Source organism: Nonomuraea sp. NPDC047529, assembly GCF_040642995.1.
In the GTDB taxonomy this organism is placed as follows: Bacteria; Actinomycetota; Actinomycetes; order Streptosporangiales; family Streptosporangiaceae; genus Nonomuraea.
The window spans coordinates 64,004-87,408 of record NZ_JBEYTJ010000021.1; the positions used below are offsets into that span (position 1 = coordinate 64,004).

At 72.3% G+C, this 23,405-nt stretch carries 20 protein-coding genes; 11 read left to right on the top strand and 9 right to left on the bottom strand.

Going from position 1 to position 23,405, the window contains the following annotated elements; genetic code table 11:
- Nucleotides 1-133: 133 nt before the first annotated feature.
- Genes ABZ815_RS29620 through ABZ815_RS29640 form a run of 5 tightly spaced genes read left to right on the top strand, consistent with a single transcriptional unit; the run spans nucleotide 134 to nucleotide 6,681 of the window.
- Nucleotides 134-1,423 (top strand): ABC transporter substrate-binding protein, encoded by a 1,290-nt coding sequence (locus ABZ815_RS29620; RefSeq protein WP_357703567.1) that lies wholly within the window; start codon nucleotides 134-136, stop codon nucleotides 1,421-1,423.
- Nucleotides 1,417-2,271 (top strand): sugar ABC transporter permease, encoded by an 855-nt coding sequence (locus ABZ815_RS29625; protein WP_357703570.1) that lies wholly within the window; start codon nucleotides 1,417-1,419, stop codon nucleotides 2,269-2,271. The genes ABZ815_RS29620 and ABZ815_RS29625 overlap by 7 nt, the downstream gene beginning before the upstream one ends.
- Entirely contained in the window at nucleotides 2,268-3,086 is an 819-nt protein-coding gene (locus ABZ815_RS29630) for a carbohydrate ABC transporter permease (RefSeq protein WP_357703572.1), read from the top strand. The genes ABZ815_RS29625 and ABZ815_RS29630 overlap by 4 nt, the downstream gene beginning before the upstream one ends.
- The gene (locus ABZ815_RS29635) at nucleotides 3,083-4,072 is read left to right on the top strand and encodes a serine hydrolase domain-containing protein (RefSeq protein ID WP_357703575.1); all 990 of its coding nucleotides are present in this window, start codon (nucleotides 3,083-3,085) and stop codon (nucleotides 4,070-4,072) included. The genes ABZ815_RS29630 and ABZ815_RS29635 overlap by 4 nt, the downstream gene beginning before the upstream one ends.
- Entirely contained in the window at nucleotides 4,069-6,681 is a 2,613-nt protein-coding gene (locus ABZ815_RS29640) for a family 78 glycoside hydrolase catalytic domain (RefSeq protein ID WP_357703578.1), read from the top strand. The genes ABZ815_RS29635 and ABZ815_RS29640 overlap by 4 nt, the downstream gene beginning before the upstream one ends.
- A gap of 29 nt (nucleotides 6,682-6,710) precedes the next feature.
- On the opposite strand, the gene ABZ815_RS29645 is transcribed toward ABZ815_RS29640, so the two are convergent.
- The 4 genes from ABZ815_RS29645 to ABZ815_RS29660 all read right to left on the bottom strand — a co-directional run bounded on the left by ABZ815_RS29645 (nucleotide 6,711) and on the right by ABZ815_RS29660 (nucleotide 10,702).
- Nucleotides 6,711-8,045 carry a Dyp-type peroxidase gene (locus ABZ815_RS29645; RefSeq protein WP_357703580.1) on the bottom strand — a complete coding sequence of 445 codons (1,335 nt, stop codon included), beginning with the start codon at nucleotides 8,043-8,045 and terminating at the stop codon, nucleotides 6,711-6,713.
- A 10-nt stretch (nucleotides 8,046-8,055) separates the two neighbouring features.
- Nucleotides 8,056-9,075, bottom strand: a complete 1,020-nt coding sequence (locus tag ABZ815_RS29650; protein WP_357703583.1) for a hypothetical protein — start codon at nucleotides 9,073-9,075, stop codon at nucleotides 8,056-8,058.
- Nucleotides 9,076-9,101: 26 nt separating this feature from the next.
- The gene (locus ABZ815_RS29655; RefSeq protein WP_357703585.1) at nucleotides 9,102-9,635 is read right to left on the bottom strand and encodes a hypothetical protein; all 534 of its coding nucleotides are present in this window, start codon (nucleotides 9,633-9,635) and stop codon (nucleotides 9,102-9,104) included.
- Between the two features lie 116 nt (nucleotides 9,636-9,751).
- Nucleotides 9,752-10,702: an acyl-CoA desaturase gene (locus tag ABZ815_RS29660; protein ID WP_357703587.1), complete on the bottom strand. Its 951-nt coding sequence runs from the start codon at nucleotides 10,700-10,702 to the stop codon at nucleotides 9,752-9,754.
- A gap of 216 nt (nucleotides 10,703-10,918) precedes the next feature.
- On the opposite strand from ABZ815_RS29660, the gene ABZ815_RS29665 reads away from it, so the two are divergent.
- The 4 genes from ABZ815_RS29665 to ABZ815_RS29680 are packed head-to-tail and all read left to right on the top strand — an operon-like array spanning nucleotide 10,919 to nucleotide 16,290.
- Nucleotides 10,919-12,220, top strand: coding sequence for a cytochrome P450 (locus ABZ815_RS29665; protein ID WP_357703590.1), 1,302 nt, complete (start codon nucleotides 10,919-10,921; stop codon nucleotides 12,218-12,220).
- A gap of 2 nt (nucleotides 12,221-12,222) precedes the next feature.
- Nucleotides 12,223-13,800 carry a peroxidase family protein gene (locus ABZ815_RS29670; RefSeq protein ID WP_357703592.1) on the top strand — a complete coding sequence of 526 codons (1,578 nt, stop codon included), beginning with the start codon at nucleotides 12,223-12,225 and terminating at the stop codon, nucleotides 13,798-13,800.
- The gene (locus ABZ815_RS29675) at nucleotides 13,797-15,992 is read left to right on the top strand and encodes a hypothetical protein (protein ID WP_357703595.1); all 2,196 of its coding nucleotides are present in this window, start codon (nucleotides 13,797-13,799) and stop codon (nucleotides 15,990-15,992) included. Before ABZ815_RS29670 ends, ABZ815_RS29675 begins: the two co-directional genes overlap by 4 nt.
- Before the next feature lie 10 nt (nucleotides 15,993-16,002).
- Nucleotides 16,003-16,290 (top strand): hypothetical protein, encoded by a 288-nt coding sequence (locus tag ABZ815_RS29680; RefSeq protein ID WP_357703598.1) that lies wholly within the window; start codon nucleotides 16,003-16,005, stop codon nucleotides 16,288-16,290.
- Nucleotides 16,291-16,457: 167 nt separating this feature from the next.
- Here the strand turns inward: ABZ815_RS29680 and ABZ815_RS29685 are convergent, their stop codons facing one another.
- Together ABZ815_RS29685 and ABZ815_RS29690 are read right to left on the bottom strand one after the other, a co-directional pair.
- Nucleotides 16,458-16,811, bottom strand: a complete 354-nt coding sequence (locus tag ABZ815_RS29685) for a BlaI/MecI/CopY family transcriptional regulator (RefSeq protein ID WP_357703600.1) — start codon at nucleotides 16,809-16,811, stop codon at nucleotides 16,458-16,460.
- Between the two features lie 95 nt (nucleotides 16,812-16,906).
- Complete coding sequence (locus ABZ815_RS29690; protein ID WP_357703603.1) at nucleotides 16,907-18,622, bottom strand: right-handed parallel beta-helix repeat-containing protein; 1,716 nt, start codon at nucleotides 18,620-18,622, stop codon at nucleotides 16,907-16,909.
- 63 nt (nucleotides 18,623-18,685) lie between these two features.
- On the opposite strand from ABZ815_RS29690, the gene ABZ815_RS29695 reads away from it, so the two are divergent.
- Both ABZ815_RS29695 and ABZ815_RS29700 read left to right on the top strand, forming a co-directional pair.
- On the top strand, nucleotides 18,686-19,573 hold the full coding sequence (locus tag ABZ815_RS29695) for a TetR/AcrR family transcriptional regulator C-terminal domain-containing protein (protein ID WP_357703605.1): 888 nt from the start codon (nucleotides 18,686-18,688) through the stop codon (nucleotides 19,571-19,573).
- Nucleotides 19,574-19,684: 111 nt separating this feature from the next.
- Nucleotides 19,685-20,401 (top strand): PIG-L deacetylase family protein, encoded by a 717-nt coding sequence (locus ABZ815_RS29700; RefSeq protein WP_357703606.1) that lies wholly within the window; start codon nucleotides 19,685-19,687, stop codon nucleotides 20,399-20,401.
- A 47-nt stretch (nucleotides 20,402-20,448) separates the two neighbouring features.
- On the opposite strand, the gene ABZ815_RS29705 is transcribed toward ABZ815_RS29700, so the two are convergent.
- The 3 genes from ABZ815_RS29705 to ABZ815_RS29715 form a co-directional block, all read right to left on the bottom strand.
- Nucleotides 20,449-21,123 carry a Crp/Fnr family transcriptional regulator gene (locus ABZ815_RS29705; protein ID WP_357703608.1) on the bottom strand — a complete coding sequence of 225 codons (675 nt, stop codon included), beginning with the start codon at nucleotides 21,121-21,123 and terminating at the stop codon, nucleotides 20,449-20,451.
- 122 nt (nucleotides 21,124-21,245) lie between these two features.
- On the bottom strand, nucleotides 21,246-22,373 hold the full coding sequence (locus tag ABZ815_RS29710; RefSeq protein ID WP_357703610.1) for an alpha/beta hydrolase: 1,128 nt from the start codon (nucleotides 22,371-22,373) through the stop codon (nucleotides 21,246-21,248).
- 87 nt (nucleotides 22,374-22,460) lie between these two features.
- Complete coding sequence (locus ABZ815_RS29715) at nucleotides 22,461-23,405, bottom strand: chlorinating enzyme (protein WP_357703612.1); 945 nt, start codon at nucleotides 23,403-23,405, stop codon at nucleotides 22,461-22,463.

A 23,405-nucleotide genomic window follows, 5' to 3' on the forward strand; every position in this document is an offset into this window, starting at 1 on the left:
GAACGAACTACACATTTGCTGAGAGCAGAGGCTAACGCCCCACCACTCCTCAGGTCCACCCCCTTGACGGGCGTTTCTAGGATGCCGTAGAACGTTCTACACATTTCTCCCCCACACGAACAGGAGAACGAGCGTGAGAGCACCCACTCGTCCGCTCGGCGCGGCGCTCGGCGCCGTCCTCGCCCTGTCCCTCTCCGGCTGCGGGTCCTCCGCCCCCGAGGGGACCGGCCAGGTGAAGCTGACCATCTGGCACAACAGCGCGGATCCGGCGCCGCTGCTGGAGATGTACAAGAAGTTCGAGAAGCAGTCCGGTCACAAGGTCGAGCTGGTGTCCATCCCGTCCGACGGCTTCGAGGACACCACCCAGACCAAGTGGGCCACCGGCGACCGTCCGGACGTCCTGGAGTACCACGCGACGGTGAGCGGCCTGCTCGCCCTCAACCCGGCCGAGAACCTGCGCGACCTGACCGGCGAGGCCTACATCGCCAGGTCCGGCGACCTCTACCAGGCCGCCGGGTCCGTCAACGGCAAGGTCTACGCCGCCATCACCGGCTTCCCCCAGGTCTTCGGCCTCTACTACAACAAGAAGGTCTTCACCAAGGCCGGGCTGACCCCGCCCGCCGACTTCACCGAGCTCGCCGCCGCCTGCCCCAAGCTCAAGGCCGCCGGCGTCACCCCGGTCTTCGAGTCGGGCGGGTCGATCTGGCCGGTGCAGATCCTGCCCATCCTCTACCTGGCCGGCGCCAACCAGGGCAACGCGTACGGCAAGGCGATCGCGGGCCACAGCAGCACGCTGGCCGACCCCGGCTCGCCCTTCGTCGCCGGTCTGACCGCCTACGCCAAGCTCAAGGCCGACGGCTGCTTCAACAAGGACATCGTCACCGCCAAGTTCGAGGACTCCATGAAGGCCCTCGTCACCGGCGAGGCCGCCATGGTCGCCCAGCACTCCGACATGCTCCCGGCCCTGCTCGCGGCCGCCGGCGGCGACCAGAAGACCGTGGACGAGTCCGTCGGCTTCGTCGGCCTGTCCAGCGACAAGCCGCTGGTGACGTACGCGCCCGGCCCGATCGGCACGTTCTACCTGCCCAAGACCGGGGACGCGGCGCGGGAGAAGGCCTCGCTCGACTTCGTGCGCTTCATGACCGGCCCGGCCTACGCCGAGTACATCGCCGCGTCCAAGACCTTCCCCGTGCTCAAGGACGTGCCCGACCCGCAGGGCGTCTCGTCCGTGCTGCAGGACGTCAAGAAGGCCTACGACACCGGCGCGGTCATCGCCTTCAACTCCGACATCCCCGGCATGGGCGGGCTGGCCCAGCTCATGTCCGAGCTGATCGCCGGGCAGAAGGACCCGCAGAAGGCGGCGACCCAGCTCCAGGGCCAGGTCGAGCAGGCGGCCAAGGCGGCAGGGCTGCCCGGATGGTGATGCGGAACAGGGCGGCCTGGCTGCCGTGGGCCCTGCCCGCGATCGTGCTGGTCACGGTCTTCTTCGTCGCCCCGTTCCTGCTCAACGTGCGGTTCGCGTTCTCCTCCTGGACGAGCTTCCGGGCCGAGATCACCTGGAACGGGCTGGAGAACGTCCGCACGCTGATCGACCAGGACCTGCTGGCCAACGCGGTCACCGTGACCGTGCTGTACGCGATCCTGTGCATGGCGATCCAGAACACCGTCAGCCTCTCGCTGGCCCTGGCCCTCCAGCGGACCAGCCGGATCAACACCGTCTTCCGCTCGGCGTTCTTCCTGCCGACGCTCATCTCGCCGCTGGCCGCCGGATACATCTGGCGCGGCCTGCTGGCCCCCGACGGCGCGGTCAACTCCTTCCTCGGCATCGAGTGGGCGTGGCTGGGCGAACCGTCCACCGCGCTGGTGGTGGTCGCGTTCATCGACGCTTGGAAGTGGAGCGGGCTGATCACCCTCGTCTACATCGCGGGCCTCAACTCCATCCCGCAGGCGCTGCTGGAGTCGGCGACCGTGGACGGGGCCGGCCCGTGGACCCGGCTCCGGCGGGTGGTGTTCCCGATGCTCGCCCCGGCGCTGACCTTCAACGTGGCGGTCACGCTGGTGGGCGCGCTCAGCGCGTACGACGTGATCGCCGCCACCACCGGCGGCGGGCCCGGCGACCACACGCGGGCCCTGAACGTGGTGATGCGCCAGCAGTGGGGACAGGGCTTCTTCGGCTCGGCCAGCGCACTGGGGTTCACCGTGACGCTGCTGGTGATCGCCACCGCCGTGCCCCTGGTGTGGTGGCTGCGACGCAGGGAGGTGACGGGATGAGAGCGGCCCTCAAGTACGCGGCGCTGACGCTCTTCGCGATCCCGTGGGTGCTGGTGCCCGTCTGGCTCGTGGTCGTCAACTCCTTCAAGCCCGCGGGCGAGGCCGCCGAGCTCGGCCTCGGCCTGCCCAGGACGTGGGCGATCGCCGAGAACTACGGCATCGTGCTCGACCGCGGCGGCTACCTGACCGGGCTGCTCAACAGCCTCAAGGTGACGGTGCCGATCGTGGTGGCCGTGGTGCTCCTCGGCGCGGCGGCGGCGTGGGCCTTCGGGCGCAGCCGGTCGCGCTGGTTGCAGGCGGCCTACTTCGTGATGGGCCTGTCGATCCTGCTGCCGCCGTCCATCATCCCGACCGTCTACCTGCTGCGCGCCCTGTCGCTGGACGGCGGCTCGCTCGGCTACGTGCTGACGATGACCGGCTGCCGCCTGGGCATCGTGATCTTCCTGGCGACCGGGTTCGTCCGGGCGTTCCCGCCGGACCTGGAGCACGCCGCCGCCATCGACGGCGCCTCGCGCCCGCAGGTGTTCGTCCGCATCCTGCTGCCCCTGCTGCGGCCGGTGCTGTTCGTCGGCGGCGTGATCCTGATCATCAACGTCTGGAACGACTTCTTCTTCGCCCTCTTCCTGCTCCAGGGCAGCGCGAACGCCACGCTGCCGCTGAGCCTGTTCCAGTTCGCCTCCGGCACCTTGCAGAGCCTGAACTGGAACCTCGTCTTCGCCCACGTCCTGCTCACCACACTGCCCCTCGTGGCGGTGTACGTCGTCGCGCAGAAGCGCGTCCTGGCCGGCCTCACGGAAGGTGCACTGAAGGGATGACCACGCACGACATCGCGCTCGACTGGGTCAGGCGCGAGATCAAGGAGGGACGGCTGCCGTGCGCGGTGTTCGGCGCCGCCACCTCCGACGGGATCCAGGTGCTGGAGGCGTTCGGCGAGCACGACGGCCGCGCGACCAGGACCGAGGACCACTTCGCCCTGTTCTCGGTGACCAAGCCGCTGATGGGGCTGCTCGCCCTGCGCCAGGTCGAGCGCGGGCTGCTGTCGCTGCGCCGCCCGCTGCGGGACGCGCTGCCGAACTTCGCGCGGCCCGACGTGACGCTCTGGCACCTGCTCACCCACACCAGCGGCATCGCCGAGCAGACGCTCACGCCCGACGACCTGCTGGAGCACCTCGTCACCGCGCCGGCGATGTTCGAGGCGGGCACCCTCAGCCACTACTCCAACCTGGCCTTCGCCGGGATCGCGGAGATGGTCCGCGACGTCACGGGCCGCGACGTGGCCGACCTGATCGACTCCGACCTGAACACGCTGGTGCCGGGCGGCGGGCGCATCACGTTCGACCCGGCGTGCGAGGCGGCCGAGGTCCACGGCGTCGAACTGCTCGGCCCCGGCTTCGACTTCGACGCGTTCGTCCGGCTCCGCCATCCGGCGGGGGCGCTGTTCTCCCGCGCCGAGGACCTCCTGGCGCTGGGCGGGGCGCTGCTGCGCGGCGACCGCGCGCTGATCCACCCGACCACGCTGGCCGCCATGACGACCCCGCAGACGACGGGCCTGGTCAAGCTCCAGCCCGACCCGGTCAACGCCGGGCAGGACTGGGGCCTGACCTGGAACCTGCGCCACTCGGCCCCCGGGCTGCTCGAACGCCGGCTGTACGGCCACGGCGGCGCCTCGGGCTGCCAGTGGTGGATGTACCCGGAGCAGGACGCGTGCTTCGTGCTGCTGATCAACGTGATGGCGCCGAGCCTGTACGGCGTCGACGTCGACGGCCTGCACAACGCCTTCACCACCGGGCTAGATGCGTGAACCGGGAATCGGGGGTTCAGGTCTCGGGCGCGCAGACGCCCTACATCCGTTCGGTCCCGTCCGGTACGCGGGCGGGCCTGACGTGTGGTCTGGCGGATCCGGTGGGCGTGGACGAGCCGTCGCCCCGGCTGTCGTGGGACGCCCGGCTGCCCGAGGAGGCCACCGTGGTGCTGTCCGCGGACGGCCGCGAGGTGTGGCGGTCGTCCGTGCCCGCCGGAGCGCACGGCGTGGACGTGCCGGACGAGCGGCTGGCGCCGCTGACGCCGTACACGTGGCGGGTGGACGGGCACGCGACCGGCGCGTTCACCACGGGCCTGCGGGCGCGCGGTGAGTGGGACGCCGCCTGGCTGCCGGGCGACCCCCAGGCGGCGGTGGGCCTGCGCGGGTCGTTCACCTGGCGTCCCGCTCCGGGGCGCGCCTGGCTGGCCGCCACCGCGCTCGGCGTCTACCGGGCCCTGCTCAACGGGACGCGGCTGGGCGAGGAGGAGCTGGCCCCCGGCTGGACCGACTACGGCCACCGGACCCGCTACCGGCTGCTGGAGCTCACCGACCTGCTCGTGTCCGGCGAGAACGAACTGGAGCTGTGGCTGGCTCCCGGCTGGTACGCCGGTCACGTCGCCGGCGGCGGCCCGCGCCGCTACGGCGACCGGCCCGCCGCCAGCGCCCAGGTGCTCGTACGGGACGACGACGGCCCGCGCCGCGTGTTCGCCACGGACGCCTCCTGGACCCGGCGGGACCTCGGCCGCCCGCGCGCCGACCTGGTGATGGGCGAGACCGTCCAGGCGCCTTCCCCGCAGTCCGGACCGGCCGGGACGGCGGCCGCCCCGGAGATCCTGGTGGAGGCCGACCCCGCTCCCCCGGTACGGGTGATCGGCACGGCGCCCGCGGTGTCGGTGACCGAACCCGCGCCGGGCGTGCAGGTGGCCGACTTCGGGCGGAACGTCGTCGGGCGCGTCCGGCTGCGCGTCGACGCGCCGGGGCCCGTGCGGATCGTGGTGCGGCACGGGGAGGAGCTGACCGCGACCGGGCGGCTCTACACCGACAACCTGCGCACCGCGGACCAGATCGACGAGTTCGTCCTCGGCCCGGGATCGCACGTCGTGGAGCCCGCGTTCACCCTGCACGGGTTCCGCTACGCGGAGGTCACCGGCTGGCCGGGCGCGCTGAGGCCGGACGACCTGGAGGCGGTGCTGCTGTCGTCCGCGCTCGCCGTCACGGGCTCGCTGACCGTGAGCGACCCCGCCGTACGGCAGCTCGTCGCCAACATCGGCGCGTCGGCGGACGGCAACCTGGTCAGCGTGCCGACCGACTGCCCGCAGCGCGACGAGCGGACCGGCTGGACGGCCGACATCTCGGTGTTCGGCTCGACGCTCAGCTTCCTGCGGCACACGCAGGCGTTCCTGTCCGGCTGGGTGACGACGCTGATCGACGGGCAGCGCGCCGACGGCGCGGTCCCGCACGTCGCGCCGGTCCTGCCCGAGTACGGATACGACTCCCCCGTGTGGTCCGACGCGCTGGTCGAGGTGCCGTGGCTGCTGTGGCGGCGCTACGGCGACGACCGCACGCTGCGCCGCGCGTACGAGCCGATGCGGCGATGGGCCGACTACTGCCTGGCCCAGTCCGAGGACGGCGTCAGACCGGGCAGGGCGCTGGGCGACTGGCTGGCCCCCGGCACGGTCGAGACGCCCAAGAACCTCATCGCCACCGCCGCCCTGGCCCGCACCCTCCGCCTGGTCGCGCAGGCGGCCGACGTGCTCGGCGAGCCGCACGCCGCCGAGTACGGCGAGGCGTCCGCCCGCGTCACGGACGCCTTCCGGCGGGCCTTCCTCGACGGGCCGAAGCTGCGCACCGAGACGCAGACGGGCTACGCCGTCGCCCTGGCCTGGGACCTGGTCCCACCCGAGGACCGGGCCGCGTCGGCGCAGGCGCTGGCCGAGCTGGTCCGCGCCGCCGGACACCGGCTCATGACGGGCTTCGTCGGCACCCCCCTGCTGCTGCCCGTGCTGTCGGAGACCGGCCACCACGACCTGGCGTGCCGGATCTTCAACCAGGAGGGTTACCCGTCCTGGCGCTACCAGCTCCGCGCCGGGGCGACGACCATGTGGGAGCGCTGGGACGCCTGGCATCACCGGTACGGCCTGCAGACCCCCGCCATGAACTCCTTCAACCACTACGCCTACGGCTGCGTGGGCGACTGGCTGTTCCGGCACGTGGCGGGCCTGGGCGACGACCCGCGCGGGACGAACGGCGGCTTCGGCGAGCTGCTGCTGCGTCCGGGGCCCGTCCCGCTGCTGCGGCAGGCGCACGCCCGCTACGACAGCGCGTCGGGGACCGTCGAGTCGGGCTGGCGGGCCGGGCCGGACGGGGTGCAGTTCACGTTCGCCGTCCCGGAGGGCGTGACCGCACGCGCGGTGCTGCCCGTACGCGGCGCATGGGACGGGATGGCCGTCAACGGCACCTTCCTCATGGGCCTCGGCGAGCAGCTGCCGACCACCAGGCTGGCCGACGGGGGCTGCGCCCTGGACCTGCCGCCGGGCCGCTGGTCGTTCACCGCCCCCGCCGCGGCCACGTCCCACCTGCTCCAGGACTGGGACGACCTGGGCCGGTGACCCGCACGGGCGCACGGCGTCCACGGACGTCAGCCCGTGAGGTCGCCCAGCCAGCGCAGCGCGGTCAGGCTCGGCATGAAGCCGTACTCGCCGCCACGCGTGACGACGAACCGCGGCAAGGATTGCAGGCGCCGCCGTACGGGACGCCGGGGGATGGTGAAGTCGCCGGAGCCGTCGGCGGAGCCGGTCAGAGGATCCCTGGCCGGGCCCGCGCCGAAGAAGACGCCGTCGTTCATCCATTCGCTCTGGACGAACTCGAACTGCCGCCCGAGATGGGCGCCGACGAAGGCGAACATCAGCCCCCGGTCGGCGCCGTCGTCGTCCAGGACGCCGTCGGGCAGCGGCGGCCCGTAGACGGTGCCGCGCCTGATCATGCGGTGCAACCTCGGGACTCCGGCCACCTCCGCGTCACGAGGGTTGGCCCGGCGGATGTGGCAGCCGCCGGGCGTGGTGAGGCCCGCGGGGTCGTCCCGCCGGTACAGGAAGGCGTTGCGGCGGGCGGCGTCGGCGCCGAGGCCGGGGTCGTCGTGGAGCGGGGAGAGCGCCAGCGGCGCGCCGCTGCGCCAGCGTCCCATGATCTTCGCGGCCAGCAGTTCCTCGTCCTCCGGGCCGGTGGCGTTGTCCTTGAGGTAGCGCCGGAACAACGCGACCCGCTGGTGGAGCTTGCGGAAGGCCACGTAGGTGCCGTTGCGTCCGAGCACGTCGGGGTGCGGGGCCTGGGTGCCGCCGAGCTCGTCGGGGTGGCCGAGCACGAACTCGCCCGCCTTGAGCGGCACCTCCAGGGGGTTGGAACCGGCGACGCCGCTGCCCTCGACGGCGGGATGGCTGATGCCGTCGCGGTAGCCGAAGGGCTCGGTCTCGGTGGGCAGGGCGTGGCAGTCCTGCCGCCAGATCGCCGTCACGCCGGGCAGGGCCTCGTAGGCCGGGCGGGCGCGCTCGATCGCGGCCCGCAGCTGCGCGCTGTCGGGCGCGACCGCCACCAGCACCACGTGCACGTCGGGGGTGCCGAGCGGCGGCTCCCAATGGACGGGGGCGCTGTCCCCGGTGTCCCCCAGAGCGGCGGCGCGGGCGGCCATGCCCTGCCTGAACTCCCACGCGAACGTGTCCAGCGACCGCCGGGGGACGCCGAGGGCGTCCAGCCCGTGGTAGGTGAGCGCGACGCTGACCCACGTCTCCCCCAGGGGGCTCATGGCGTCGGCGGCGGAGGTCACCACGGCGCTCACCCGCCGCATCAGCTCCCGGCCCTGCGCGCGGTCGTCGATGCGGAACAGGAGGTACGTCGCCGCGTACGGGGTCGGCCGCGCGCCGAGGACGCCACGCTGGATGTCGTCCAGGTCGAGCAGGGCCGGAGTGTGTTCGTTCACCGGAGTTCGCTCACGTGGCTCTGACGAGGTTGTTCCAGAAGGCGCGCAGGCTGTCGTCCACGCCGAACAGCGAGCTGAAGATCGTGGAGTCGGCGAGGATCACGTCCCCGGCCCGGTCACCGCGCGGAGGAAGCCACAGGAACATGTTGAACTCGGTGTTCCCGGCCTCGACGAACGGGTGCGGCGGCCTGGTCAGGTCGACCGGCTGCCGGCCCAGCACCCGGACGGCGTCCGGGTCGTCGGTGGTCACGGCGTAGTGGGGAAGGTGCATGTGGAAGTTGAAGTGGGACACCCCGTCCAGCCACCCCCGGGTGTCCAGGTCCCTGGCGATGGTCAGCGGGGCGTTCGTGCCCGCGTCCGTCACCGCGGGACGCAGGCCGTATCGGTTCTCCACCGGCACGCCCAGCCCTTCCATCAGCGACCGGGTGTACCTGCCGAAGCGCTGCTGGCGGGGCACGAGCGCGTCGCCGTGATGGTGGTACTCCAGGTCGCGCACCGCCATGTCGTCGGTCGCGCCGACGTCGTGATGCGGCCCCAGAGCCAGACAGGTCCCTTCACGCGTGAGGAACTCGCGCAGCGCCTCGATCTCCGCCGGCGTGGCCTCCTGTCCCGTGATCATGTGGTCCAGCCCCCACACGAACAGGGTGTCGGTGTCGGCCAGCACCCGCTCGTCCAGCGGAGTGTGGAACCCGGCCTGGTCGACGCGCTGATACACGGGCACCGGGTACCCGGTGGCCTCCCGGACGAACCGCTGGAAGGGCAGCCAGCCCCAGAAGAACAGTTCCAGCCCGCCCGCGATGCCCTGCTGGAAGCGCATGGGGTCCGACCACTGCGGGTCCTCGTAGGCCGGCCACTGCACGCGGCGCACCTCGGTCATCGTGGAGAACCGGTTGTCCAGCACGGTCACGTCCCGGCCCGCTTCGGCCGGGTAGCTCCATGCGACGTAGATGCTCACCCGCCGCCGGCCGGGGGCGTACGGGCGCGGCACGTGGTCCTGGTTGTAGGTGCGCGCCGTCTTCGACTCACTCATCTGATCTCCTGCGCCGTGCGAGGCCGTCACTGCAACTGGTCGAGCATCTCCGACAGAGCGCCCTTGATCCGCAGGGCCTTCTTGATCTCGTCGGCGGTGACGTACGGGTACTCGCCGTACTCGATGAAGCTCGGGCAGTGATGCGCGCGGACGAACCTGACGAACGCCTCGGGGTTGGTCTTCCAGTCCTCCGGGAAGCCTTCGAGGTTCTCGAAGACCGTGCTCACCCCCGCCCGGGTGAACAGCGCGATGGCGTCCTCGGTGTACTTGTCGAAGTCGGTGTCGAAGATCCCCTGGTACATGAAGCGGGTGTCGTCGTCGAACAGCACCCAGCGCAGGTAGTGCAGTTTCAGGGGGGCCAGCAGGCCCGGGTCGTCCCGCAGCGCCTCGGCGAGGGTGTCGCCGTAGCTCCGGATCGCGTCGGCCCGGCCGGGCTTGACGCCGGCGATGATGGTGAAGCCGTAACACGCGGGGCTGCGCGGGAAGACGGGCCCGTACTTGCCCTGTTCCAGGTGGCCGGTCTCCTTCGGGATGACGACCGCCTGCGGCCTGATCTCCATGGCCGTCCTCTCCAACGTCGTGCTCGTGGGAGGAGGGCTGAAGCGACCTGACTGGCTCCATCGTCCCATAAGGGTGCGCCGCGTCGCGGTATCACACGCGGACGCCGGCCGCCGGGTCAGCGCGAGGAGTCGGGGAGGTGCTCGGCGCGGCGGGCCGCGAGGCGGTCGGGGGCCGGCCAGCGCACGCCTTGGGCCCAGCCCGCCCGCTCGAACCAGCGGATCAGCCGCGCGCTGGGGTCGAGCTGGCCCCTGAGCACGCCGTGCCGGGCGCAGGCGGGCTCCACGTGGTGCCAGTTGTGCCAGCCCTCGCCGAGCGTCAGCATCGCCACCCACCACACGTTGGACGAACGGTCCCGGGTGCGGAACGGGCGGTCGCCGAAGGTGTGCGCGATCGAGTTCACCGACCAGGTGACGTGGTGCACCACGGCGTACCGGACCAGGCCGCCCCACAGGAGCCCGCTCCACGCGCCCGACCACGACATCGACCACAGCCCGCCGGCCGCGGCCGGGAGCGCGAACGACAGCAGGACGACCCAGGGGTAGGCGGCGTCGAAGCGGCGCACGTCCGGGTCGGCCAGCAGGTCCGGCACCCAGTGGCGGCGGCTGGAGCGCTGACGGGCCGTGTAGAACCAGCCGATGTGGGCGTGCAGCATGCCGCGCAGCAGCGCCGGGCCGCTGTCGCCGTAGCGCCACGGCGAGTGCGGGTCGCCCTCGCGGTCGGCGTACTTGTGGTGGCGGCGGTGCTCGGCGGCCCATAGCGTGAGGGGGCCCTCGACGGCCATGCCGCCGGCCAGCATGAGCGCGATCCGCAGCCCCCGGTTGGCCTTGAAGGCGCGGTGGGTGAACAGGCGGTGGTAGCCGATGGCGATCCCGAAGATGCTCACCAGGTACATCACGACCGCGATCACCAGGTCGCCGGGGCCGATGCCCCAGCCCCAGGCGGCCGGCACCGCGAGGGCCAGCAGCAGCACGGGCAGGACGACCAGGACGACCAGATAGGCGGTGCGGCGGCCGGTGGGGACCGTCACCGTCTCCGCCGTGCCCGGCTGCGGCATGGGTGACGTCACGTTTCCTCCGATGAGCGGCACGGGGCGATCAGGCTCCTTATTCAATGACCAGGCCCATGGACTGCGGCAATGTCCTGACAGTGACGGAGTAGTTACTGTGAGGCACCAAACAATGCACTCTCCCGTCATGAAGAAAGGCTGTGACGCATCCCTAGATTGTGATTGCGCATCGTGATCATCCCTGTGCGCTCCGACATCAGGTGGAAGGTCCGCGGAATGGGTGCTGTCGATCAGGCGACGACGGGCGGCTATCTGGAGAGGTACGACGAGGCCCTGGCCAGGGACCCGATATCCGCGTTCGGCCTGGTCCGGGAGTGGATGCGGACCGACTGGCGGAGCCTGTTCGCCGAGCTGCGCGAGCGGCGTCCCGTCTTCGTCACCCCCGCCTTCACGGTCGTGACCCGCTTCGCCGACGTCGCCGAGGTGCTCTCCCACGAGCGGATCTTCTCCGTACGCGCCTTCGGCCCGCGCCTGGACGCCGCGCTGGGCGCCCCGTTCATGCTCGGCAGGGACGCCACGCCGATGAACTGGCGGGAGAAGGGCCTGATGCGGCTCCTGCTCGCCCCCGAGGACGCGGCCGACGTGCGCGAGCTGACCGGCCGCCTCGCCGACGACCTGCTCGACGCCGCCCGGCCCGGCGGACGCCTGGAAGCGGTCCACGGGCTGTTCCGCCCGATCGCCCTCGGCGTGTGCGCGCGGTACTTCGGCGTGCCCGGCCCCGACCCGCGGACCCTGGGCCGGTGGACGCGGGCGATCGTCGCCGACGGCTTCGCCAACTTCGCCGGCGATCCCGAGCTCCAGGCTGCCTCCGTCAAGGCGGGCGCCGAGCTGGTCGGACACGTGCGCGACCGCCTCGCCGAGCACCGCGCCACGCTGAGCGCCGGAGGCGAACTCCCCGACGACGTCTTCGCCCGCCTCGTCCGCACCTGCCTGCCCGCCGGGGCCGCCGTGACCGACGACCGCATCGTGGTCAACATGGCGGGGCTGCCGCTGGGCTTCGTGGAGAGCGCGCCCGGGGCCATGGTCGAGGCGGTCGAGCAGCTTCTGCTGCGCCCGCGGGTGCTCGCCGAGGCCATGGCCGTCGCCGCCGACCCCGGGCGGTTCGATCCGTACGTCTGGGAGGCGCTGCGGTTCAGCCCGTTCTTCAAGCTGCTTCCCCGGCTGTGCGAGCGCGACCACGTCCTGGCCGCCGGCACCCCGCGCGCCACGACGATCCCGGCGGGCACGTTCGTGCTGGCGGCGCCGGCCTCGGCCATGTTCGACGACGCCGTGGTGCCGGAGCCCGGCGAGTTCCGCCTCGACCGTCCCGGCCATCATCGGCTGTTCTTCGGGGCCGGTCATCACGCCTGCCTCGGCGTGCACGTGGCCGACGTGGTGATCGCCGAGACCGTGCGCCGCCTGCTGCTGCGTCCCGGGGTGCGGCTGCTCCCGCCGCCGGAGGGCCGCGTCGAGCGCACGCTCGGCATCTTCCCCGACGCCTTCACCCTCGGCTTCGGCCCCGAACGCAAGGACGGCTGACGATGGCGCCCCGAGCACGCAGCATCGCCACGGACGGCCTGTCCAACCGGCTCAGGTTCCTCGCCCTGACCAGCGGCCGGCCGATCTGGGACCTGCTGCAGAGCAGCCGCCCGGTCCGCCGCCGGATCAACGCCTCGCTGATCGACCACGCGATCCGCGAGATGCCGCCACGCCCCGAGCCGCTGAGTACCATGGCCGACTACACCTCGTGGGCCTCCCTGACCGACCGCACCTACAGCGGCCGGCACCTGCCCCCGGTCGCCGTCGCCGAAGGGAGGCTGCCCGGCGCCGAGAGGGCCGCCGACCTGTTCACCCGCGGCGAGTCGATGATCCCCTGCCCGCGTTCCACGGTGCTGTTCGCGTACTTCGCCCAGTGGTTCACCGACGGTTTCCTGCGCGGCGACACCAACGTCCCACGCGATCCGCGCAAGAACAGCTCCAACCACCACATCGACCTCAACCAGGTGTACGGCCTCGACGAGGCGGCGACCGCCGCGCTGCGCGCGTTCGACGGCGGGCTGCTCAAGAGCCAGATCCTCAACCGCGGCGAGTTCCCGCCCTACCTGTGCGAGAACGGCAAGATCAAGCCGGAGTTCGCCCCGCTGAGGGTCGTCCGCTTCGACCACCTGTCCGACGCGCGGCGCGACACGCTGTTCGCCACCGGCAGCGACCGGGGCAACGGCCAGGTCGGCTTCACCATGCTCACGGTGCTGTTCCTGCGCGAGCACAACAGGGTGGCGCGGCTGCTGGCCCGGGAGAATCCGCGCTGGGACGACGAGCGGCTGTTCCAGACGGCCCGCAACATCCTCATCGTGCTGCTGATCAAGCTCGTCGTCGAGGAGTACATCAACCACATCACCCCCTACCACTTCCGGTTCACCCTCGACCCGTGGCTGCCGGCGCGCCTCGACCACGCGGCCTGGCACCGGCAGAACTGGGCCTCGGTGGAGTTCAACCTCGTCTACCGCTGGCACAGCCTGGTCCCGTCCCGCCTGTCGGTGGGCGGGCGCGAGCTGCCGATGGCCGAGACCTTCTTCGCCGGCGACCTGATCCCCGAGCCCGGCCTCGGGCGGCTGTTCGAGGACGCCTCCCGCCAGCGCGCCGGCCGCATCGGCCTGTTCAACACCGACCCCGTGCTGCGCGAGATCGACGTGGCCAGCATCGCCGACTCGCGGGCGCTCGGACTGGCGCCGTACAACGGCTACCGGGAGCACTGCCGGTTCCCCGCCGTGCCCACGTTCGAGCAGATCACCGGCGACCGGCGGGTCAGCGGCGCGCTGCGCGAGCTCTACCGCGACGTCGACGACGTCGACCTGTACGTCGGGCTGTTCGCCGAAGAACCCGGCTCCCCCGAGGCGATCCTGCCGCCGCTGCTGACCAAGATCATCGCCATCGACGCGTTCTCCCAGGCGCTCACCAACCCGCTGCTGGCCCCGCGCATCTTCAACGCCGCCACGTTCTCCCCGCAGGGCCTGCGGATCATCGCGGCCACCCGCACGCTGTCGGACGTCCTGCGCCGCAACACGCCGGAGGACCCGGCCCCCCGCCAGGTCGGCATGTCGCGGCGGCCCCGGCCATGACCGAGCGGGACGATCCTGCCGCCGGGCCACTGCGCGACCTGGCCCGCGAGCTGGTGGACGTCGCGGTCACGATCCAGGACGCGGCGGCGCACGCCACGGCCGCGCTCACCGACGACGCGCTGCTGCGCGCCCTGCCGCGCGCTCCCGGGGCGGCCCGGCCCGCCTACCGCGCGCTGCTCCGGGCCACGACGAACCGCCGGGGCCTCGGCTACTCCTTCGCCGGCGGCCGGGTGGCCACCGCGGCCGCCAAGGCCGGCGCCATGCTGGGGGCCGAGAGCCTGGCCGTACGGGTGCTGGCCACGTCGCTGCGGCTGCGCGTGGCGGCCGTGGCGGTCACCCATCCGGAGCTGACCGGGGACCCCATGCTCGCCCGGCTCATCGACGCGGCCGCCGCCGACCGCGACCTGGAGGCCGTCCGGGCCCTGCGCGCGCTGTTCAAGGACCGTGGCGCGGTGCGCGCGCTCAGCCAGCTCGCGCCGGTCTTCGGTGAGGTCCTCGCGCTGCGCGCGCTGCTGGACGAGAACCCGCTCAACGACGCCACCGCCTGGCTCATCGCGACGGGGAGGGGCTTCGCCACCGCCGATCCGGTCATCGGCCTGAGCAACAGGGCGATCGCCGTCCTCGACGTCGGGGAGGGCGCCGCGCGCCGGGCCGAGCTGACCACGGCCGAGTCCGCCCGGCTGTGCACGCGCGGGTCGCTGCTCGGCTTCCTGGCCAACATCAGCACGATCGGCACCACCGGGCGGGCCCTCATCCAGAGCGTCGAAGGCCCCGACGGCGTGATCCGTCACGTCCTCCACGCACCGGGCATGCGCATCGGACGTCCCGACGGCGAGTCGCCCCAGGACCTGCTCGGCGCGTTCAGCAGCGCCGTCCTGGCCGCCAGCCCCTACAGCCGCGCCCTGGCCCAGGCCGTCGCCGACTACGGGCCGCCGCCGGGCGCCGAACTGGCGCTCGTCGGGCACAGCGCGGGCGGCGCGGCGATCATGAACCTGGCGCAGGACCCCGCCTTCTGCGCCCGGCACACGGTCACGCACGCCGTCGCCGTCGGCTCGCCCGTCGACTTCAAACGGCCCGCCGACCAGCGCACCTGGGTGGCCAGCATCACCAACCAGCACGACATCATCCCCACCCTCGACGGGCAGGGCGCCGGCACCTGCTTCGACCTGCACCCCGACTGGTACGTGGTGGACTACTGCGATTCCACCCACCTGTTCCCGCAATGCCACAGCATCGAGCGCTACCTCGCCAACATCGCCGACGACCTGCCCGAGGCCCGCGACCTCATCGAGGAGCGGCTCGCGCCGTTCCGGGGGCGGGTCGTGCGTTCCCAGGCGTACCTGCTGTTCGACCGGCCGCCCGACCCGGCGGAGTTCCCCTTCCCGGCCGTGCCCGCCCACGCCGTGAACGGTCCTGGGGGCACCGCCGGCCTGCCTGTCAGGTGTCACGACGGCGACGCCCTCACGGCGTACTTCGCCGTGAGCCCGGTGGCGGCGGCCGGCCTGCTGGAGGGGACGGGGCTGGGCCCCGCCGTCCAGGTGGGGGGCCGCGCGCTGGTCGCCGTGCACGCCGCGTGGAACCGGCGGACCAGCGCGGGGGGTTACGCGGAGATGCAGGTCGGCGTGGTCGTCCCCGGCCTGTTCCACGCCCGTCCTGGGGGGTTCCGCGCTTCCGGGCGGTCCGGGCCGTCCGGCCTGACTCGGCGGGGTCTCGGCTGGCCCGGCGGGCTTGACCTGCTGCGGGAGGCCGGACACCGGCGCTCGGGAAGCCTTCTCGTCGGTTCCATGGTCGACTCCCCGGCCGTGCACGCGTTCGGCCCGCGGCTCTGGGGCGGCGAGACGTACCTGACGCCCTTGGAGCTTCGGCTCGGTGCCCGGACCGCCCATCTCGCCGCCGCGCAGGTCCTCACCCTGCGCGGACGGCTCGGCCCGGGACTGTCCGTACGCGACCCCGGCCTGGTCGGTTACTCCGGCACGGCCGGCGACGTCCTGCGGTCCTGCGTACGTGCCCGCGGGCGGGCCCGGTTGCACGTGGCGCCGTCACTGCGGCTGGCCGTCGAGCCCGGCTCGGACCATCCACTGGCCGGACGGCTCCGCGAGCTGGCCCTCGACGGCGCCCGCCCGCTGCTGTGCCTGTCGGCCACCACCCGCCGGACGCTCCGGGACGCCGCCGTCCCGGTGCCGCCGGGCTGACGGAGGAGCCATGTCCGCCCGGATCGCAGCGATCATCGCCCACGCCGAAGTCCTGCGTGCCGACGCCCGTGCCCTCACGGCCTGCGCCGAGCGCCTGCGCACGATCGAGGCGGGGCTGAAGGCCGGCGACGGGACGCCGCCCTGGCTGCGCGCGGCGGTGACCGCCCACCTGACGTCCTGCGTCACGGCCGCCGCCGACCTGGAAGCCTCCGCCCAGCACCTGCTGCGCTACGCCGACCGGGCAGGCGCCGCCGACCGGCGTGACCCGGGACGCCGCCCGTGGTCCCCTCACACCTGAACCTCGGCCCGCCGGTCACGACGATCCGGGGCCACGGTTCCGGGTCGCCGCTGCTCGCGGGCGCCCGCAGGTACCGCGTCGCGATCGTGACGATCTCGCGCGGGCGACGCGGCCGCCCAGGGTCACCGGCAGCAGCGCCACCCCGGCGGCCACGAACCAGGCGATCATCATTCCGGTCCGTCCTGTCCTTCCAGCGCCTCGCGCAGCGCCGCGGCCACCTCGGGCGTCACCGTGCCGACGAACCGCTGCACCGCCGCCACCACGTCGCCGGCCTCCTCCAGCGCCGCGCGCATGGCCTCGGCGACGAAGGCGTCCTTGCCCGCGGTCGCCTTGTAGAGATGGGCCCGCCCGACGCGCTCACGGGCCACCATGCCCTTGTTCGCCAGGCGCATCAGCACGGTCAGCACCGTCGTGACGGCGGGACCGGAGGGCAGACCGGCCGCGAGGTCGTGGGCGAACATGCCCTCAGGATGCCGCCACAGGGCTTCCATGATCGAACGTTCGAGGTTGCCGAGCCGCACCCTCGCCTCCTCGCGCCTTCTACCTGGAGTAGAAGGTTACCGTGACCGCGACCGGCCCGGCCGGGACGGCTGATCCCGGCTCGGGCGTCCGTTCGTCAGAGGGCGCGGCGCGGGCCCGCCTGGGCGCGGATGGCGGTGGTCGCGGCGTTCAGTTCCTGCTCGTCCTTGATGGTGCGGTTCTCCTCGTACGTGACCCCGGGCGGCGGGGCGTCGTGGCCGAGCGGGTCGGCGTCCCAGAAGTTGCCCCGGTAGACGACGTTCTCCAGCGGCGGGCCCACGTGCAGCACCGCCGTGTTGTCGGCGCGCGCGACGACGTTCTCCTCCACCCGCACCCAGGAGGCGCCGTAGTCGGTGTAGAGCCCGAAGTTGTACGGCGTGCGGGTGTCCTCGATGACGTTGCCCAGCACCAGCGCCCCGTCGTCATGGGAAGCGCCCTGCGGCCCCGACACGTACACGCCGCCGCCGTCGGCCAGCACCTGCATGGTGTCGGCGGTCCGGTTACGGACGATCCGGGTGCCCTCGCCGGGCCCGGCGGTGATGCCGCAGTGCGGCACGTCCCTGACCTCGTTGTGCGCGACGACGCAGCCGGACGTCCCCATCACCGCGATGCCCGGTGAACCCGGATATTCGAGCCCGACGCCGCGCACCAGGTTGTCCTCGATCACCGTGCCCCGGCTGCCCGTCACCACGACGGCCCCCGCCGAGAGCGTGTCGAAGTCGCAGCCGCGCACGACCTGTTCCTCGCCGCCGGACACTCCCAGCCCGAACGCCCCCAGCCTGGTGAACCGGCACCCCTCGATCACCACGTCCGAGCAGTCCTCGAACGTGACGCAGGCGGGAATCGTCACGGAAGCCGTCGGATACGTCACGGACGCCCCCTCGCCCAGCTCCGCCACGCCGACGCCGCCGCCCTCGTAGAAGCCGCTGCCGTGATAGTGCACGAAGCCCTCGGGACGGCTCGGGCGCAACCAGGTCGCCTCGGCGAACGTCAGCCCGCGGAAGGTCACCCGCCGCGCGCCGGACCCGCGTACCAGGGTCTCCAGCTCCGGGGCGACCACCCGCGTACGCTCCGGGTCCTCGCCCGGGCGGGGGAGGTAGCGCAGCACGTGGTGGCCCGGCCGGGAGCGGTCGAGCACGAACGTGCCCGGCTCGCGCAGGAAGCTCGGGTCGTTCTCGATCCTGGTGGGCAGGCCGGGCCCGGCGGAGGTGGTGCCCTCCCAGGTGGAGTTGTACAGCTCGGCGGCCCATCCGAAGGCGGGCGCCGCCATGGTGATCACGGTCCGGTCGCCGTCCTGGGCGACGTCCGCGACGGGCAGGCGGCCCTCGGTCCACGGGTACACGCCGCGGTGGACGAACTCCACGTCGCGCGGGCTGGTCCAGGCCAGCGGCGCGGCGCTGTCGGTGACGTAGCCGGTGGCGGTCGCGGCCGGGGACGAACCGGGCAGCTCCTCGATCGCGGCCCGGGCGGCGCGGCGGCCGTCCACGTAGAGCTGGCGGGTCTCCAGGTCGCCGACGTCGGCCAGCCAGACGCCGTCGCTCACCTGCCAGCCGGTGATCGTCCGGCCGCCGCTCAGCACGGCGTCCTCCTGGTCGGGGGTGCCGTGGCCGTACGCCTGGTAGACGGTGCCCGAGTCGGCGTCGGTGAGCTCCAGCGGCTCGCTCAGCACGTGGACGCCACCCCTGAGGTGGACGACGGACTCCCCGCCGGACTCCCTGGCGGCCTCGCGGGCGCGTTCAAGGGTGGCGAAGGGGCGTTCGAGGGAGCCGGGCCAGGAGTCGTCCCCGCCGGGTGCGACATGGAAGTGGAACACAGGTTTCCCCTTTGCTGTTTATGGCGTACACGGAGTAATACACCATAAACGAGGGAGGTGCCAATGGCACGAGGTGTGGCGGGGAACCCGGACCACGGGGTCGAGCTGCTGTGGCGGGACGCGGAACGGGAGCCGCGGCCCGGCCTCAGCCTGGGCCGGATCGTGCGGGCCGCGGTCGAGCTGGCCGACGCCGAGGGCCTGGAAGGGTTGTCGATGCGCAAGGTCGCCGACCGGCTGGGCTTCACGACCATGTCCCTCTACCGCCACGTCCCCGGCCGTGACCAGCTCGTGGACCTGATGCGCGACGAGGTGCTGGGCGAAGCCCTCGTCGCCGCCCCGGACACCGGCCCAGAATCCGCCCCGGCCGCCGCCCCGGACGCCGACGGCGGCTGGCGGGGGCGGCTGGAGGAGGCGGCCCGGCGGGCGTGGGAGCTCCGCATCCGCCACCCGTGGCTGGCCGAGGTGCGCGGCTCCCGCCACCTGCCGGGCCCGAACGCGGTCGCCCACTACGACCACATGCTCGGCGCGCTGACCGGCACCGCGCTGCGGCCGTCCGAGGTGGTCGCGGTGGTCGGCCTGCTCGGCCGGTTCGTGGACGCCGAGGCGCTGCTCCTGGCCGAGACCCGGCGCGAGGAACGCCGCAGCGGCGTGTCCGAGCAGGAGTGGTGGGGCGCCCGCGACTCCCTGTACGAACGCCTCGACCGCTATCCCGCCCTCTCGCGCCTGTGGGAGACGGGCGGCTGGGACGACCCGGAGGACTCCTTCACGTTCGGCCTGCGCCGCCTCCTGGACGGCGTCGAGGTGCTGATCCGAGAGCGTGACGAAAGCCGTGACGAAAAGTGCCCCGAGTGCGGCACACCACTGGAAACCGCCCCCTCGGGCCGCCCCCGCGTCTACTGCTCGCGGGCCTGCCAACAACGCGCCTACCGCAAGCGCAGGTCCACCGGCTGACCCAGCCCGGCGGCCGTCCCTGCCGACCTGCGACCAGGCCGCCGCCCGGAGGCCTGGATCTCAGTCGTCGCCGGAGGTTTAGCGATCTCCGTGCATGTCAGGGGGAAGGGCATGACGGACGACTTACAGCCCATGCCCGATGACTGGACCAGAGCCCTGGCCGTCGTGGCCCACCCCGACGACATGGAGTTCGGCAGCGCCGGCGCCGTGGCCGCCTGGACCGGGGCCGGCAAGCAGGTCGGCTACCTCCTGCTCACCCGCGGCGAGGCGGGCATCGACTCGATGCCGCCGGAGCAGGCGCGGAAGGTGCGGGAGGAGGAGCAGCACGCGAGCGCCGCCATCGTCGGCGTCTCGTCGGTGGAGTTCCTCGACCATCCGGACGGCGCGATCGAACGTTCCCCCCGGCTCCGGCACGATCTGGTGGCGGCGCTGCGCAGGCACCGGCCCGAGCTGGTGATCACGTTCAACCACCACGACCTCACCTTCACCGGCAAGTGGAACAGCCCCGACCACCGCGTCACCGGACGGGCCGTGCTGGACGCGGTCCTCGACGCGGGCGACCGCTGGATCCTGCCCGACGCCGGCGCCGAACCGTGGGACGGCGTCAAGTACGTGGCGATCGCCGGGTCCGTCCGGCCGACGCACGCCGTGGACGTGACCGGGTACCTGGACGCGGCGCTGGCCTCGGTCGAGGCGCACGCGGCGTACCTGTCGGCGCTCGGGGTGCCGCCAGGCGGGGCGCGGGTGCCGCTGGAGGGGTTCGTGAACGCCGCCGGTCAGCGGTTCGGCGGCCGTCCGGCGGTGCCGTTCGAGCTGATCGCCTGCTGAGCGGCCCCCCGGCCCGGCTTGTCACCGCCGGGCCGGGGGCGGACCCGTCAGCCGACCTCGTCGACGTATTCGGCCAGGCGTTCCTCGTTCACGACCAGGAACGGGTCCGAGGTCGGCAGGACCAGGCCGGCGTCCTTGAAGCGTTTGAGAAAGAATCCGACGCGCGATCGGGTGGTGCCGACCATGCCGGACAGTTCTTCCTGGGTGATGCGTTCCTCGATGGCCCGCACATTCGGGGCACGGTGCTTACCGATCTTTCTGGATAAGCGCAGGAGAACGGAGGCGAGGCGCTGCTCGCTGTCCATCGTGACCATTGTCGCGATCACTTCCTGCTGTTCTCGCAGGCGTAACGCGAGATAGTCGATGAACCCGTCCATGAGCTCGTTCTCGGCCATGGCGGCGCGGAAGCGGGCGGCCGGGATGCGGCGGACCCAGGTGGTCCGCATGGCGGTGGCGGTCTCGCTGCGATCGGCCCCGAGCAGGGAGGACTCGCCGAAGATGTCGCCGGCGGTGAAGATCGACAGCAGACACTCCTTGCCGCAGCGGGCGTACATCTGGGTCTTGATCTGACCGCTCTCGATCACGTAGATGTTGCTGTCGCGCTGACCGCAGTTGTAGATGTTGGCGCGTCTCGGCACCCGGATCGAGCAACCGCCGGACGTTTCCTGCGAGACGAGGGAGCGCAGTCCGGATCTAAGTCGCGCGACGTCGGATGACTTCATTTTTCCGCCCCTCGGCTTTATTTCACGTCGCCGTTGCCTCTACCCATCAATCGACTGATTAACAAGGCATACCACAATTCTCTGACATGTCCGGAGAATTGCCTGGAGGCGGATTTCGGTCTTTATCGGGCCGTCGCGGAATCAATAAAGTCGCGCGCCATATCCATCAACTCCGGGTCACCCTTGAACAGCGAGATGTGATCGCCGTGCGCCCGGAGATGCAGGACGGCGTCCGGCAGCGCGGCCGCCACCGCCTTCGACCCCGCGGGGTGGGCGGTCTCGTCGTCATGGCTGGAGACCACCAGGACGGGCTGGTCGATCGCGCCCAGCCAGGGGCTCACGTCCGTCGTCATGATCTCGCCGTTCAGACGGCAGTAGCGGTGCAGCAGCTCGGGCGTCGCGTACGGATAGACCACCAGGTGCGCCAGGTCGGGCGGCACCGAGGCGAGCATCGTCTGGCAGAGCACGGGATGGATGGCGGCGGCCCGGTCGGGACCGGTCGCGGCCATCTCCATGAGCGCCACCAGGTTCTGCTGGTGGTGGGTGCGGTCGGCGCCCTTCACCGCGGCGAAGTCGCCGTGCCAGAGGCTGAGGGACTCGACGCGGCCGGGGGCGAGGTGCGCGGCGGCCAGGCCGATGACGGCTCCGCCGCACAGGCACATCACGTGAGCGCGGCGGACGCCGAAATGGTCCATGACCGCGAACAGGTCACCGGCCTGCGCCGTCACCCCCACGTCGGGGACGTCCGCCGCCGGGGCCTGCCCGAACAACGCGCGGGTCTCCCAGGTCAGCACGCGATGGGTGCGGGACAGGAAACGCATCCACTGCTCGCACAGGCGGGCCGGCATGCCGCAGGCGGCCACGATCACGACCGCCGGGGCCGCCGGGTCGCCGGCCGTGTAGGCGGGCAGCGGCGGGCCTCCGTCCGCCGGTGCGACCTCGTCGCGGACGCACAGCCCCTCGAAGCCGTCCCGCGCCGCCTCGTCCACGACCTCGTCGGCGACGGCCGGCGGCAGGTCCTCGCCCATGCCGTCACGCAGCGCGAGATGGTCGCTGACCAGGCGCTCGAAGGTGTCGAGCGAGCCGTGGTCGTCCAGTGCGAACTCCGGTGCGCCCAGCCGTCGGGTCACACGGCCCAAGAGGGAGGCGAGGCCGGGCGGGCCGGCCAGGCGCACCGGATGCCGCAGGACGTCCACCAGCGGGCGCGCCTCCTGCACGGCCCGGGTCAGACGTCTCAGTTCGGCGGCCACGAGATGATCACCGCATTCCGTGGGTCGGGGAAGGCCGCGCGGTCGCCGCGCGACGGGGACAGGGACGGGGAGAGGCCACCGGGGGCCTCATCGGGTGGTGAAGGGGTGGCCGGTGGTGGTCGCCGTGGCGATCCGGTTGCCCGGGTTGGTGTTCCGGCCGGTGACCAGGACGGCGCCGTACCGGTCCAGGCTGACCCGGCCGCCGTACTCCTCGATCTCGTCGGTGTCGGGGTAGACGTCGACCTTGGTCGGGACGTACCGCGCGGCGAAGCCCAGGCGCATCTCGTCGGTCAGGCCCTTGTGCGGCAGCGAGGCGTGCATGAGCGTCGACCAGAACAGGATGGCCTCGCCCGGCCGCATCACCATGGAGACGGCCTGCGACTCGTCGGGCTTCCAGTCGGGGTCGATCTGCAGGTCGCGGTAGTCGTAGCCGAAGAAGCCGCGCCGGACGCCGTCCTTGTCCTCCTGGTTGATCTTGTTGGGGTCGTAGTGCATGCGCTTGGTCTCGTCGTAGAACATCGTCTCGTGGGTGCCGGGGATGAACTGCAGGCACCCGGTGTCCTCGTTCGCCTCGGTGAAGGCGGTCCAGACGGTGATCGTGCCGCCGAACTCCTCCGCCTGCGGCCAGACGATCTGCGGCTTGCCGGAGGCGTTGGCGAAGGTGTCGGCCTGGTGCCAGTCGGTGCCCTCGTCGCCGGGGTACTTGGGGAAGAACTCGGTGCGCCAGCAGAGCACGTCCGGGCCGAGCACGCTGACCACGCGGTCCACGATCTGCGGCCGGCTGATGTGGTCGGCCAGGAAGGGCGAGTCCAGGTGCCGGTCGTAGTTGGAGATGTTGGTGTTGCCCGAGGCGGCGTCGTCGCGGTAGACGGCGTTGCTGCGGTCCATGAGACGCATGCGCTCGCGCCGCCAGTTCTGGCGCATCTCGTCGATCTCGTAGACCTTGAACGGGCCGAAGTAGCCCTGGGTGTGGAAGGTCTTCAGCTCCTCGGGGGTCATCGAGTGCTCGCCCCGGACGGTGGTCTCGTGCAT